This window comes from Sphingopyxis sp. Geo25 (genome assembly GCF_949769135.1).
Taxonomy (GTDB): domain Bacteria; phylum Pseudomonadota; class Alphaproteobacteria; order Sphingomonadales; family Sphingomonadaceae; genus Sphingopyxis.
Window position 1 is genome coordinate 114,225 of record NZ_CATKOZ010000005.1, and the last position, 13,591, is coordinate 127,815.

The 13,591-nt window shown below is 61.9% G+C and carries 13 protein-coding genes; 1 reads left to right on the forward strand and 12 read right to left on the reverse strand.

The genetic code is table 11. From position 1 onward, the window contains the following. Nucleotides 1-10: 10 nt before the first annotated feature. The 4 genes from QOL68_RS14215 to QOL68_RS14230 form a co-directional block, all read right to left on the reverse strand. Complete coding sequence (locus QOL68_RS14215; protein ID WP_282949814.1) at nt 11-892, reverse strand: UDP-2,3-diacylglucosamine diphosphatase; 882 nt, start codon at nt 890-892, stop codon at nt 11-13. 159 nt (nt 893-1,051) lie between these two features. Next, entirely contained in the window at nt 1,052-1,264 is a 213-nt protein-coding gene (locus QOL68_RS14220; protein ID WP_282949813.1) for a hypothetical protein, read from the reverse strand. 21 nt (nt 1,265-1,285) lie between these two features. Then, nucleotides 1,286-1,459, reverse strand: a complete 174-nt coding sequence (locus QOL68_RS14225; protein ID WP_282949812.1) for a YegP family protein — start codon at nt 1,457-1,459, stop codon at nt 1,286-1,288. Between the two features lie 567 nt (nt 1,460-2,026). Beyond that, the gene (locus QOL68_RS14230; RefSeq protein WP_282949811.1) at nt 2,027-2,179 is read right to left on the reverse strand and encodes a hypothetical protein; all 153 of its coding nucleotides are present in this window, start codon (nt 2,177-2,179) and stop codon (nt 2,027-2,029) included. On the opposite strand from QOL68_RS14230, the gene QOL68_RS14235 reads away from it, so the two are divergent. Continuing rightward, a complete protein-coding gene (locus QOL68_RS14235; protein WP_282949810.1) occupies nt 2,178-3,065 on the forward strand; it encodes a DUF3800 domain-containing protein in 888 nt (295 codons plus the stop codon). The genes QOL68_RS14230 and QOL68_RS14235 overlap by 2 nt on opposite strands. A gap of 184 nt (nt 3,066-3,249) precedes the next feature. On the opposite strand, the gene QOL68_RS14240 is transcribed toward QOL68_RS14235, so the two are convergent. The 8 genes from QOL68_RS14240 to QOL68_RS14275 form a co-directional block, all read right to left on the reverse strand. Further along, a complete protein-coding gene (locus QOL68_RS14240) occupies nt 3,250-4,224 on the reverse strand; it encodes an IS1595 family transposase (RefSeq protein ID WP_282949809.1) in 975 nt (324 codons plus the stop codon). A 94-nt stretch (nt 4,225-4,318) separates the two neighbouring features. After that, nucleotides 4,319-5,752, reverse strand: coding sequence for an aldehyde dehydrogenase family protein (locus tag QOL68_RS14245; RefSeq protein WP_282949808.1), 1,434 nt, complete (start codon nt 5,750-5,752; stop codon nt 4,319-4,321). Nucleotides 5,753-5,886: 134 nt separating this feature from the next. Beyond that, nucleotides 5,887-7,533, reverse strand: a complete 1,647-nt coding sequence (locus tag QOL68_RS14250) for an acetolactate synthase large subunit (RefSeq protein ID WP_282949807.1) — start codon at nt 7,531-7,533, stop codon at nt 5,887-5,889. A 193-nt stretch (nt 7,534-7,726) separates the two neighbouring features. Beyond that, nucleotides 7,727-9,550, reverse strand: a complete 1,824-nt coding sequence (gene cobT, locus QOL68_RS14255; RefSeq protein WP_282949806.1) for a cobaltochelatase subunit CobT — start codon at nt 9,548-9,550, stop codon at nt 7,727-7,729. 61 nt (nt 9,551-9,611) lie between these two features. Next, on the reverse strand, nt 9,612-10,802 hold the full coding sequence (locus tag QOL68_RS14260) for an alpha/beta hydrolase (RefSeq protein WP_282949805.1): 1,191 nt from the start codon (nt 10,800-10,802) through the stop codon (nt 9,612-9,614). Beyond that, entirely contained in the window at nt 10,802-11,791 is a 990-nt protein-coding gene (cobS, locus tag QOL68_RS14265) for a cobaltochelatase subunit CobS (protein WP_282949804.1), read from the reverse strand. The genes QOL68_RS14260 and cobS overlap by 1 nt, the downstream gene beginning before the upstream one ends. 91 nt (nt 11,792-11,882) lie before the next feature. Then, the gene (locus QOL68_RS14270; protein WP_282949803.1) at nt 11,883-12,752 is read right to left on the reverse strand and encodes a glycosyltransferase family 4 protein; all 870 of its coding nucleotides are present in this window, start codon (nt 12,750-12,752) and stop codon (nt 11,883-11,885) included. 152 nt (nt 12,753-12,904) lie between these two features. Continuing rightward, on the reverse strand, nt 12,905-13,504 hold the full coding sequence (locus QOL68_RS14275) for a J domain-containing protein (RefSeq protein WP_282949802.1): 600 nt from the start codon (nt 13,502-13,504) through the stop codon (nt 12,905-12,907). Nucleotides 13,505-13,591 lie beyond the last annotated feature (87 nt).

Here is a 13,591-nt window from a genome sequence, read left to right on the forward strand (position 1 = left end):
GCGGCGACCCTCAAGCCGCTCTTGCCGGAGCGGGCAACGACAATTGCGCGGGCGCGCTGCGGGCCGCGACCTCCTGCGCCCAGTGCAGGATTTCCATGCGTCCGTCGTGATGTTCGACCAGCGCGGTGCAACCCTCGACCCAGTCGCCGTCGTTGTAGTAATTGACGCCCTCGATCTCGCGCATCTCGGCGCTGTGGATGTGACCGCAGACGACGCCGTCGACGCCGCGCGCGCGGGCGGCGTGGGCGACGACCTCCTCATAATGGCCAATGAACTGGACGGCGTTCTTGACCTTGTGCTTCGCGACCATCGACAGCGACCAATAGGGCAGGCCGAGCTTGTGGCGCACCCAGTTGACCACGACGTTGCATTTCATCAGCCCGGTGTAGGCCGCGTCGCCGACGAAGGCGAGCCAGCGATGCGCGAGCATCACCGCGTCGAATTCGTCGCCATGGACGATCAGCAACTTCTTGCCATCGGCCGTCTCATGCACCGCCTCGCGGCGGATTTCGACGCCGCCGAAGTCGAAGCCGTCGAAGGGGCGGACCATCTCGTCATGGTTGCCGGGGACATAGACAACGCGCGTGCCGCGCTTCGCGCGCTTCAGCACGCGCCAGACGACATCATTATGTTCGGGCGGCCAGAAGTGGCGCTTCTTGAGCCGCCAGCCGTCGATGATATCACCAACCAGGTACAGCGTGTCGCAATCGACATGGTCAAAAAAGTCGATCAGCAGCGGCGCGTTGCAGCCGCGCGTGCCGAGGTGGATATCGCTGACCCACACGGTGCGGTAACTGCGGCGCTCGCCGATGACGCGCTCGGGAATATGGGGTTCGGTGGCGAAAGGGTCGGTAAAACGGGCGGGGATCGGCAAGGTCGAAATCGAGGCCATGTCGTACTCCGTAAGCAGCCTTGGCTGCCCACGGCCTAGACAGGAGTTTTGTTACAGCGTGCGCGGCGAACCAGCGACAGTTCGATGAACGTTCGACTTCACTTCGATGACGTTGCCGATTTGACACATATGAGGCGTTTATGTAGTTTGCAAACCCAATCACCCGCCCGCGATATAGGGAACGGCGGAAATCAGCCCCGCAACGAATGAACCGGCTACGACAGCGGCTGCCAGCCAATATTCGACCGCGACAGCGCGGGTTTTCCATTTTGGTTCATCGGGCATGTTGCCGGGATGACAGGCCGGGATTTTGTAGGAAAGGGGAAAAGTCGTGTTAGGATGCCCTTGGCTGATGCTTTCGCCCCAGCCCACGCCCGCAGCGAGGGGAGGCAGCTACACTACCGGATCGAACTTCGAGTTCTTAACCAGATTGATGCCATGCTCGGCATCGGCCTTGTTGTAGTAGGACTCGCTCGACACAGCGATGGTCTTGCCGTTCGAGGCGACATACTTCCAGCGCCAGAGGTGCTGGCTGTCCTTATAAAGATTGTAATACGAAACACTCATTGGAGTATCCTTTATGGATGGATTTAAACGCTACTTAGTTAGCTATCGTCTCGACGGCGGCGAGTGGAATATCGAGATCCCGGCGACTTCATTTGAGGACGCGCGCCGCCGTCTCGGCCAACTACATTTTGGCCGGGTCGAGGGCGAGGTAATCGCCAAAATACCGAGTTCGATGGGCCCCATCGCCATGCTCGCAGCTTGGGCACGGAATGCCGCTTCCACGCTGGGCCGATAGCACCGTCTTTCGGGGGAAAGCCTTGTTTTCTGCGGTTTCCTTTCGAGCCTTAAGGCCCGAAGGATGTTGACCGAATCGTAAAACAGGCGTATAACCTCGTCGTGATCACAGCCAACGCTCCTTCGGGACGTTGTTTTCCAAAAGGGCCGGGGGAGATTAGTGGTCTCCCCCGGCCCGTTTTTGTTTGTATCACATTACAGTAAAAAAGCAAGATGAACGGCGCGTTCGTCCGACCATTTGTTCCCTAGGCGTTCTCACCAGCGGAATCCGCGGCTTATAAAGATTCCTTTATACCCGCCGAGGCAAGTAGAATAGAACATAATAGGAACAAATCACTTCGATTTTTCGACCGGCTTATGCCTCACCAGCCTCCCAAGGCGCTCGTCGAAGCGCTTGGGGTCGTTATCGGTTTCGAGTTCCCGCGCGGCGTCGATGAACTTTTTACTTTGACTCCCAAGCTCGCTCGGTGCTGTTTTCTCGGCCATGTCGAACAATCCTCCTGAATATCACTACGTAGCATATATCGATGAAGCGGGCGACGATGGCTTAAAGGCCGTGAAGCCTCTCTCTCGGCCTGGATCGAGCGAATGGCTTATACTGTCCGCAGTCGTGATCCGTGCCGATAACCAAGCCAAGGTCGCGGAATCGACGGAGCAGATAAAGTCGGAGTTCCGTAACCATCAACGCAGCGATATCCACTTCTCCGGCCTTAATCCTGCAAAGCGCAAACGCGCCTGTGAGATGATGGCAGACCTCGACGCCCGATATTTCGTCGTCGCGTCCAACAAGAAGAACATGGAAGGTTACACCAACCCGTTCGCCGGAAAGATACCGTCCCGCAACTGGTTCTACTGTTGGATGACCCGCCTTTTGTTAGAGCGCGTTACAAAATTTGTGCTCGATAAATCGGTTGCCGAACATGGTGAAGCCAAGAAACTCCGCATTGAGTACAGCGCAAGGGGCGGCCTGAGCTATTCTCAAATGCACGCTTACTATGAATGGATGAAGCTCAAGAAGCACAACCCTTTCCTGCCTTGGGGCCGCATCGCATGGGAGGTGATGGACCCTGCCCTGTTGTACATCTACCCTCATCTGGAGCGCGAAGGATTGCAGCTCGCTGACGTAGTGGCGAGCGCCTTCTTCAAGGCATGCGACAAGCACGACACCGGCGCCTGTGACCCGACATTCGCCAAGATTCTGAAACCACGCATGGGCCGGGAGCCAGACAAGAGGCGTGGGCAAATCTCCGGCTTTGGGGTGAAGCTAATGCCAAGCATGCGAAAAGCGAAGCTAGACCCCGATCAGGCGGCAATTTTCCGGTACTATGGCTACCCGTCTCAGTGGTGGTGTCCAGAAGCGTTCAACGACTGACCATTGAGCCCAACTATCTTCATATCAGGCGTGTCAGTGATTGCCGCTGGAATGAAACCGACGACCCGACATCTGGCCCACCACCGACGATCATATTATCCAGAAAGGATAAAGAAATCAAGATTCTTCCTGTGATTCCATGAACTTAAAGCTAAGCTGTTGAGGTTGAGTCGTTTTCTCGACTCTAGGCGAGCGCTTCGCCGTCAATCCGCCGGTAGGTGAGACGTTTCCCAACGATCCCGCACACCGCTTGCCGAGCTCGGCCTCGATCATCAATGCCGTTCGCCTGACGAGTGTTATAGCGGAACTCGAACTCAGCCAGATAGCGGTGCAGATGCTGCTCGCCGCAATGCTGATAGACGCCCTTCATGCCGCGCTTGAAGATCGAGAACGCGCCTTCGACCGTGTTCGTGTGGATCGTGCGGTCCTTGTAATCGACATACTGGCGGGCGCCGTGAAGCGTCGTGCCATGCTCGGCAAACTCGCGGCCAATCTTCTTATACATCTTCGCTTCGTCCGTCATAAGGCGGGCTTCGCGGGCAATGTTGTTGAGAACGATCGGGTGAACCTCGTCGGCGCGGAACTTGTCGAACGTGAACGAGCGCATGGTGCCGGTTTCGCGGTCCACCAGCGCCAGAACGCCGAACTTGTGGGCCGTGCCAGCCTTCGCGCCGCGACGGCCTTCCTTGGTGCCGAAATAGGTCTCATCGACCTCCACAGCGCCACCGCCCGAACCGAACGGGGCAGCAAGGTCGCCCGAACGCATGGCTTCGCGGATACGATGGGCGAGGAACCAAGCGGTCTTATACTGGACCTCAAGGATGCGACCAAGCTGGTGGGCCGAAATGCCCTTCTTGCTCGACGCGATCAGGTGAACCGCCTGTAGCATCTTGTGCAGCGGCATACGGGCATGTTCGAACACGGTGCCCACCTTAACGGTGAACTGCTTGCGGCACTCGCCGCACTTTTTCAGACCGTGACGGAGCGCGCCTTCCGGCGTTTTCAGGGTCGGCTTGCCGCGAACGCCCGACAGGTCATAGACCCGGCCACCCACGACACCGCAATGCGGGCAGACAACTCCGTCAGCCCAAACGATGCTTTCCAGATGCTCGAAAGCCTTGGCTTCATCGTGGAAGTAGGGGGAAGAAAGAACCGACATGGTGATGTGCTCCGTTGATGCACATTCTATAGCCTCATCGGTTGGGTTTGTAAACTACATAATCGCGACATATGACCAAAAGAATCTGTGCCAATCAGGTTCGCCGGATCACCAAATTCCTGATTTCGCTCATATCCTCGATCGCGAACCGCACGCCCTCGCGGCCGAGCCCCGAATCCTTCACCCCGCCATAGGGCATGTTGTCGACGCGGTAGGAGGAGACGTCGTTGACGACGATCCCGCCGACGTCGAGATGGTCCCACGCCTCGAGTATCTTATGGATATCGCGCGTGAAAATTCCCGCCTGCAGGCCGAACTTGCTGTCGTTGACCTCGGCAAGGGCATCCTCCCACTGCGCGAATTTCGACAGGACGACCACGGGGCCGAAGGCTTCCTCGCGCACGACGTCGGTGTCCTCGGGGACATTCTCCAGCAGCGTTGCCTCGAGCATGTTGCCCTCGCATCCGCCGCCCGCGAGCAAGGTCGCGCCCGCCGCCACCGCGGCGTCGATCCAGCCCTTCAGGCGCAGCGCTTCCTTCGCCGAGATCATCGGTCCGATGAAGGTATCGCGCCGCTTCGGATCGCCCGATTTCAGCGTCTTGACCTTCGCGGTCAGCATGTCGCGGAAGCGGTCGTAGATGTCCTCGTGGATGATCGTGCGCTGGACATGGATGCAGCTTTGCCCCGACTGATAATAGCCGCCGAAGATGATCCGCGCGAGCGCATGGTCGAGGTCGGCGTCCTTGTCGACGATCACCGCGGCATTCCCGCCGAGCTCAAGCACGACCTTCTTCTTGCCCGCCTTGGCCTTGAGATCCCAACCGACGCCTGGCGAACCGGTGAAGCTCAGCAGTTTCAGTCGTTCGTCGGTCGTGAACAGGTCGGCACCGTCGCGGCTCGCGGGCAGGATGCTGAACGCGCCCTCGGGCAGGACATCACATTCGGCAAGCACCTCGCCCATGATGATCGCGCCGAGCGGGGTCATCGAGGCGGGCTTCATCACGAAGGGACAACCGACCGCGATTGCCGGCGCAATCTTGTGCGCGGCGAGGTTCAGCGGGAAATTGAAGGGCGAGATGAAACTGCACGGCCCGATCGGCACGCGCTTCCACATGCCCATATAGCCCTTGGCGCGCGGCGAGATATCGAGCGGCTGGATCTCGCCATAGTTGCGCGTCGCTTCCTCGGCGGCGATGCGGAAGGTGTCGATCAGGCGCGTGACCTCGCCTTCAGCATCGGCGATCGGCTTGCCGGCCTCGACGCACAGCGCATAGGCGAGTTCGTCGTAGCGCTCCTTGAAGCGGACGACGCAGTGATTAAGCACGTCCTGCTTCTCGAAGCTCGCGAGCCGCGCCATCGGCTCGACGGCGCGGACGGCACCCGCGATCGCTTCGTCGATCACGTCCGGGGTCGCGAGCGCGGTACGGAACGCGACCTCGCCGGTAAACTTGTCGATCACCGCAAGGTCGGTGTTCGGCTGCACCGCCTTGTTGTTGAGGTAGAGCGGATAGACGTCCTTGAGTTTCATTCAGCTTCTCCCGCCTCCCGCTTGCGGGAGGGGTTGGGGGTGGGTCAGCAGGGTGCGATGCCCACCCCGCTGCGACTAGCGAGCAAGCTCGCAAGTCTTCGCAGCCCCTCCCGCAAGCGGGAGGGGCTGAAAGCTTAAAGCTCCTTCGACAGCTTCTTGATGTCGATGTTGAGAATTTGGTCGTTCTCCGAATAGTCGACCGGGCAGTCGATCAGATGCACGCCCGGCGTGTCGCGCGTGTGCGCGAGCAGTTCTTTCAGATGCGCCGCGCTCTCGACGCGGTGACCGTGGGCGCCATAGCTTTCGGCATATTTGACGAAATCGGGGTTGCCATAGGTCAGGCCCCAATCCTTGAAACCCATGTTCGCCTGTTTCCACCGGATCATGCCGTAGGAACTGTCGTTGAGGATCAGCACCGTCAGGTTGAGGCCGAGGCGCACCGCGGTCTCCATCTCCTGGCTGTTCATCATGAAGCCGCCGTCGCCGCAGATCGCCATGACCTTGCGGTCGGGATAGACCATCGCCGACATCATCGCCGAGGGCAGGCCGGCGCCCATCGTCGCGAGCGCGTTGTCGAGCAGCACGGTGTTGGGCTTGCAAGCGGTATAGCCGCGCGCGAACCATATCTTGTACACGCCGTTGTCGAGGCAGATGATCCCGTCGTCAGGCATCGCGTCGCGGATCGACTGCACCAGATGCGGCGGGAAGATCGGGAAGCGCGTATCGGCGGCTAGCGGCGCGGTATGTTCGACCTCGGCCTTGCGGAAGGCGAGCATATGGTCGAACTTCCATCCGCCGTTGGGGACGATGTCTTCCTTCATCTGCCAGACCGCGTTGGCGATGTCGCCGATCACCTCGATGTCGGGGAAATAGACCGGGTCGACCTCGGCGGTCTTGCTCGACACATGGATCACCGTCGGGCCGCCCTGCTTCATGAAGAAGGGCGGCTTTTCGATGACGTCATGACCCAGGTTGACGATACAGTCCGACGCCTCGACCGCGCGGTGGACGAAGTCGCCCGCCGACAGCGCCGCGCAGCCGAGGAATTTCGGGTGGCGCTCGTCGATCACGCCCTTGCCGAGCTGGGTCGTGAGGAACGGAATGCCGGTCTTTTCGATGAACTGCAGCAGCATGCGGCTGGTCATCGTGCGGTTCGCGCCGGCACCGATGACCAGCACCGGCGATTTCGCCTTTTCGAGCGCCTTCACCGCTTCGCGGATCGACTTCACGTCGGCGTTCGGACGGCGTGAATGGCTGCGCTTGAGCGGCAGGCTGTCGGTATGCTCGTCGGCGATATCCTCGGGCAGTTCGATATGCACCGCGCCGGGCTTTTCCTCTTCGGCGAGGCGAAAGGCTTCGCGCACGCGGCTCGGGATATTGTCCGATGACGCCATCTGATGCGTATATTTGGTGATCGGCCCCATCATCGCGACGACGTCGAGGATTTGGAAGCGGCCCTGCTTCGATTTCTTGATCGGCTTCTGGCCCGTGATCATCATCATCGGCATCCCGCCCAATTGCGCATAGGCGGCGGCGGTGACGAAGTTGGTTGCGCCGGGACCGAGCGTCGCGAGACAGACGCCGGTCTTGCCGGTGTGGCGGCCATAGGTTGCGGCCATGAAGCCCGCGCCCTGTTCGTGGCGGGTCAGGATCAGCTTGATCTTCTTGGAGCGCGAGAGGCTGTCGAGAAAGTCGAGATTTTCTTCGCCCGGAACGCCGAAGATATATTCGACGCCTTCTTCCTCCAGGCACTCGATGAACAGATCGGATGCTTTTTTCACGGTCAGTCGCCCCCTCAGCCGGCACCCTCTATGGTGCGGTCCTCAGTCCGTGCCGGCGACCCTTCAGCACAATGATGATGCAGCGGTTCCCGTCGTAAGCCCCGCGAGTCCCTGCTGCTTCGGGCAAGGTTTGTAACGAGGGTATAAGGGCTTGTCACCCACCCGTGGCCACTCGTTTCGGGCAGTCGCCCGGTCAATCGATATCGAACAGGCCTGCGAGCTGCTCGACCATCGTACCGCCGAGTTGCTCGGCGTCCATGATCGTGACGGCGCGGCTGTAGTAGCGCGTGACATCGTGCCCGATGCCGATCGCGCAAAGTTCGACCGGCGACTTTTTCTCGATCCACTCGATCACCTGGCGGAGGTGCTGGTCAAGATAGGCGCCGTGGTTCACCGACAAGGTACTGTCGTCAACCGGCGCGCCGTCGGAAATCACCATCAGGATGCGGCGTTCTTCGGGACGGTTGATGATCCGGTGGTGCGCCCACATCAGTGCCTCGCCGTCGATATTCTCCTTGAGCAACCCTTCGCGCATCATCAGGCCGAGCGACTTGCGCGCGCGGCGATAGGGTTCGTCGGCGGGCTTGTAGATGATGTGGCGAAGGTCGTTGAGGCGGCCGGGATGCGGCGGGCGTCCCGCGGCCAGCCAGTCCTCGCGGCTCTGCCCGCCCTTCCAGGTGCGCGTTGTGAAACCGAGAATTTCGGTCTTCACGCCGCAGCGCTCGAGCGTGCGGGCAAGGATGTCGGCGCTGATCGCGGCGATGCTGATCGGACGCCCGCGCATCGATCCCGAATTGTCGATGAGCAAAGTGACAACGGTATCGCGGAAATCGGTGTCGCGCTCGATCTTGTACGACAGCGAACTGCCCGGCGAGACGACGACGCGCGCGAGACGGGCGGCGTCGAGCTGGCCTTCCTCCTGGTCGAAGTCCCAGGCGCGGTTCTGCTGCGCCATCAAACGGCGCTGGAGGCGGTTCGCGAGCTTGGTTACCGCACCCTGCAGATGCGTCATCTGCTGGTCGAGATAGGCGCGCAGCCGCGCCAGTTCATCGGCGTCGCAAAGTTCGGTCGCGGCGACGATCTCGTCATGCTTTTCGGTGAAGCGGACGTAGTTGAAATCGGGAACGTCGGTCGGCAGGCGGTTGGGACGCACGGGCAGCATCCCTTCGTCGCCTTCGCCGCCCATCTCGGGCTCGCCGTCGGCTTCCATTTCCTGCGCGTCGGGGTCGCTGTCGCCATCGTCGGCCTGATCGCCCGCCATCTCGGCACGCGCGTCGACCTGGCTCTCGCCGCTGCCGCCGTCTTCGCTTTCCTGTTCCTCCTGGCTTTCCTCGGCCTCGGATTCATCCTCTTCGCCGGTGTCCTCGCTTCCTTCCTCCATCGGCTCGTCGCCATAGATGAGGTCGAGGTGACGGAGCGCGACCTTGGCGGTCTCGGCAAAGGCGGCCTGATCGTCGATCAGCATCGCCAGCGCGTCGATGTCGCGGCCCGCCTCCTTGGTGATCCATTCGCGCACCAGCGACAGCCCGGTCTCCGTGCCCTGCGGCGCCTGCTCGCCGGTCAGCGCCTCGCGCAGCAGCAGTTCGAGCGCGCTCGACACCGGCACATCATCCTTCGCCTGTGCGCGGCTGATCGGATCGCTGCGCATCCGCATGGTCAGCGAGGCAGACAGATTTTGACGCATCCCCGCCATGTTGCGCGCGCCGAGCGCCTCGATCCGCGCGCGCTCCATCGCGTCGAACGCCGCGGCGGCGAGCGGTTCGGCGGGGCGGGCGGCGTTGTGGATCTTGTCGCTGTGATGCTTCATCCGCAGCGCATAGCTGTCGGCGAAACCGCGCGCTTCGGCCACCTGATCGCGCGGCAGGGTGCGCGACGGGGTCGGCACCTTGATCGCCTTGCCGATCTGCACCGGTGCGTCGGCGGTGAAACCGACCTCGACCTCAGGGTCGCGGGTGACCGCGCGCGCGACGCTCGACAGCGCGGCTTTCAGATCGTCGAGGGGAGATTGGGTTGCCATATCGAGTCGAATCTAGCCAGCTTTTGCGATGGAAGGAAGAGAGGGAGGCGCACCGCCCGGCTCAATCCTCTTCATCGCCGGGCGTGCGGCTGCACGCCGCATTGTCGTCTGGCTTGGGATCGGCGGGGTCGGGTACAAGGCGAAAGACATGCGAGAGGTGCGTCGCGACACGCTGCGGCCGTGCCGGCTTGTCGGCAATAACGTCGATGAAATCACGGCACACGACCGCGCTGCGCAGGAAATTGCTGTGCCCCGAGGCTCCGCGCGATACGTCGGTCGTGTCGATCACGGTCAGGCCCGGAACCCCTGCGGGGTAGCAGCGCTCGGGCAGACCCTTCGCCTTGAGGTCCGCCGCCTGGAACGGATCGAAGCAATAGGGCGAGCCGAGCCGCGGATAGCCGTGAAGCGCCCGCGACAGCGCCAGCGCCTTGTCCTTCAGCGACGTATAGACGGTGATCCGCCGCCCGAGCGCGACGCGGTCGGGTGCCAGTACCTCTTCGACGATATCGCGCTCGAAAGTTTCACGGTCGACGTCGGGCGAGGCGAGGATGATGTTCGAGATATTCCCCGTGCGTTCGGCGCGGCGCGACAGCCGGTCGGCCGCCCCGATCGCCGGGATTACCAGCCGCGCGCCGAGCGAATGCGAGACGATTACGATCTCCTTCACCCACGGCTTGTCGGCAAGGCTGCGCAGGAAATCGCGGAAATTCCGCACGTCGTGATACATGTTGGTTTCGTCGACCGCATATTTCAGCACCTCGCCCTGCGAGGGCCAGCTATATTCGACGATCGGGCCGTCGAAGCCGGTCATCCGCGCGATCTGCGCCGCGTCCTTCGACGTGGTCTCGAACGTCTCGCGATAGCCGTGAACATAGAGCAGGACGCGCCCCTGCCGCCGGTGGGTCTCCGCCTGCAACGCGCGCCACCAGTCGCCTTCGTCCTGGAACGCCATTTGCGTGCGCAACTTCGTCTTGCCGCCCACGTCGCTTTGGAGCGGCGACGCGAAACGACCGTAGCGCGCCCGGTCGCCCCGGTAACTCAGCAGGCGGACATCGTCGGTCCGGCAATCGGGAAGACGCGTCGTGACGAAGAAGAGCGGAAGCGCCTCGCCATCGATGGTCGCGCCCGCCTGGGCGGTGCAGCGCGGATCGGCGATATAGTCGGCGTGACGAACCTTGCCGTAGCCGACCGGCGAGATGCAGCCCGGTAGCGCCAGCACGGCGGCCGCCACCATCAGGTGGCGCGGACGCATCACTTGCCGACGATCCCCTCGGGCAGATCCTCGCCGAACACGCGCTGGTAATATTCGGCAACGATCATCCGCTCGGCCTCGTCGCACTTGTTGAGGAACGAGAGGCGGAAGGCGAAGCCGAGATTGTTGAAGATCGCCGCATTCTGCGCCCAGCTGATCACGGTGCGCGGCGACATGACGGTCGAGATATCGCCGTTGATGAAGCCCTGGCGGGTCAGGTCCGCGACCTTCACCATATTGGCGACGGTCGTCTCGTCGGTGCCCGGCACCTTGGCGAGGATGATCGCGCTCTCGGTGGCCGCGGGCAAATAGTTCAACGTAACGACGATGTTCCAGCGGTCCATCTGGCCCTGGTTGATCTGCTGCGTCCCGTGATACAGCCCGCTGGTATCGCCGAGGCCGACGGTGTTGGCGGTCGCGAACAGGCGGAAATGCGGGTTCGGGCGGATGACGCGGTTCTGGTCGAGCAGCGTCAGCTTGCCCTCGGCCTCGAGCACGCGCTGGATCACGAACATCACGTCGGGACGACCCGCGTCATATTCGTCGAAGACGAGCGCGGTCGGCGTCTGCAGCGCCCAGGGGAGCAGGCCTTCGCGAAATTCGGTGACCTGCTGGCCGTCCTTGAGCACGATCGCGTCGCGGCCGACAAGGTCGATGCGGCTGATGTGCGCATCGAGGTTGACGCGGATGCACGGCCATTTGAGGCGTGCGGCGACCTGTTCGATGTGCGTCGACTTGCCGGTGCCGTGATAGCCCTGGACCATGACGCGGCGGTTGAACTTGAACCCCGCCAGGATCGCGAGCGTCGTATCGCCATCGAAGACATAGGCGGGATCGAGGTCGGGGACGCGCTCGTCGGCCTCGCTGAACGCCGGGATCTTCATGTCGATATCGACGCCGAACATTTCGCGCGCATCGACCTCGGTATCGGGCGCCGCGAGGAGCGTCGAGCCGTGGTGGTCGGGCAGGCTGTTCGGGATGTCGGTCATCGTGAATCTCTATAAGGATGTACCATGGTGCGATTTTCGGGGCTGAGTAGAAGCCGCGACCGCGCGGTGCAAATCTTTTTGCGTTCCGTCTTCAGTCCGGTGCTTCATTTTTATTGCGGATCAACCGGTAAAAATAATCTATCATGACCTGCTCGTTGCAATTGGCCAGTGCGAAGGCGCGCGCATTCGTGCCAAGCCGTTCGACGAATGCGGGTTCATCGCGCAGCCGCTCGATTGCAAGGCGAAATGCCCGCGAGTCGCGTGGCGGGACGAGCAATGCCGTTTTTTCATGTTCCACATAGTCGGTCACGCCGGATGACCGGGTCACGATCTGGGCCTTCCCCAGATGCATCGCACCGACGATCGTGACGTGGCCGTTCGGCGTGCTGGCGGTGCGGAGCGGCACCAAGGACGCTTCGGCATGACAGACGAGGCTCCAAGCCTCGTTGAAGGGAAGATTGACATGCACGGTGACATTATCCGGCAGCGAAAGCTTGGCAAGATTGTGTGGACGCACGACGAAGACAAAGCGCGTCGAAGGCATAGAGCGCGCGGTTTCGGCAAGTGTTGCATAGTCGCGCGCTTCGCCGCCCAACGCCACGAAATAGGGCTCGGCGATCACGCGTGGCCATGGCTTCTCGATGGGCGGGGCGACGCTCCAGCGGACAAAGTCGAAACGCTCCTCAGGGATTTCGAACAGGCGCGAGTAGAGGCCTACCTCCATCTTCGAATAGACGGCGAAACGCTCGATCCCGCGAAATGCGCGGATCATCAGACGGCGCAAAGCCGGGCCGGGCAAGTCGGTGAAATTGAATGAGATCGCGCAGTGCCTTGTGCCGTCGCGCTTTCCTGTCGCGGATGCCGTGTAGAAAGCGAGATGGGGACCATGTGTGATGATAAAATCGGCGGGCCGTGTCCCAAGCGTTCGGCGGACTTCGATTCCGGCGCGGACGCGGCCCATGTGCGGAAACGGCATCCGCCTCTCGAACGCGTTGCGCTTGCGCGCGCTTACGAAGCGCCAGTCGTCCGCTTCCGGGCCCGAAAGGCGCGGTCGAATCCACTGCCACGCCAGATCGGCCTCGGCATTATTGATGATCGACGGCGCGTTCCAAGTCACCGGAAAGCCGGAGCGTTGCGTAAATGATTATAGGCCTCGATGACCCGCTGCAGCGCCTTTTCGCGGCTCCGGTCGCCACCGTTGCGGTCTGGATGATAACGCCGGACCAGTTCGGAGTAACGGCCGCGCAACGCACGCCGGTCGGCATCCAGGTCGAGCCCCAGCACCCCAAGCGCATTGCGGTCTTCACTCGAGAGCGACTTCCCATCTTTGCGTTCGGTCGGCATCGCTTCCTGCATCCTCTGACGAAACCGCGCGCCGACGGCGTCCATCGGATCCTTGAAATCGGCCCATCGCGGCGGCAGATCGGCGCTGCCCGCGGGGCGGAAGGCGCGGCTTTCGGTTTCCCAGCCCGCGGTCGGCGACTGGGCCGCCATGATCTGGTCGGCCGTCATGCCCTCGAAGAAATTATAGCCCGCGTTGAACTCGCGAACATGGTCGAGGCAGAGGTAGCGGTACGGCGGAGGGCCGTCGGGCGAGCGGTGCGAGGAAACCGGCGCGCGAAATTCGCCGGCTTCGCGGCAGCCGGGAACGGCGCAGGGGGCGTCGCGCGGAATGCGGCCGTGGAATCGGGGGGAGCGGGCGGAAGACGGCACAAGGGGCTTTCGGAAACGGGGGTGGGAACCTGTCCTTCGGGAGGTCTTATAATTTGGCGATGGACGGCTTATGGTCAACCCCATGAG

Coding starts and splice junctions, on each gene's coding strand:
- QOL68_RS14240 (WP_282949809.1), bottom strand. CDS start 4,224: ATGTCGGTTCTTTCTTCCCCCTACTTCCACGATGAAGCCAAGGCTTTC.
- QOL68_RS14270 (WP_282949803.1), bottom strand. CDS start 12,752: ATGGGCCGCGTCCGCGCCGGAATCGAAGTCCGCCGAACGCTTGGGACA.
- cobS (WP_282949804.1), bottom strand. CDS start 11,791: ATGACCGACATCCCGAACAGCCTGCCCGACCACCACGGCTCGACGCTC.
- QOL68_RS14245 (WP_282949808.1), bottom strand. CDS start 5,752: ATGAAACTCAAGGACGTCTATCCGCTCTACCTCAACAACAAGGCGGTG.
- QOL68_RS14260 (WP_282949805.1), bottom strand. CDS start 10,802: ATGCGTCCGCGCCACCTGATGGTGGCGGCCGCCGTGCTGGCGCTACCG.
- cobT (WP_282949806.1), bottom strand. CDS start 9,550: ATGGCAACCCAATCTCCCCTCGACGATCTGAAAGCCGCGCTGTCGAGC.
- QOL68_RS14230 (WP_282949811.1), bottom strand. CDS start 2,179: ATGGCCGAGAAAACAGCACCGAGCGAGCTTGGGAGTCAAAGTAAAAAG.
- QOL68_RS14225 (WP_282949812.1), bottom strand. CDS start 1,459: ATGAGTGTTTCGTATTACAATCTTTATAAGGACAGCCAGCACCTCTGG.
- QOL68_RS14235 (WP_282949810.1), top strand. CDS start 2,178: ATGTCGAACAATCCTCCTGAATATCACTACGTAGCATATATCGATGAA.
- QOL68_RS14215 (WP_282949814.1), bottom strand. CDS start 892: ATGGCCTCGATTTCGACCTTGCCGATCCCCGCCCGTTTTACCGACCCT.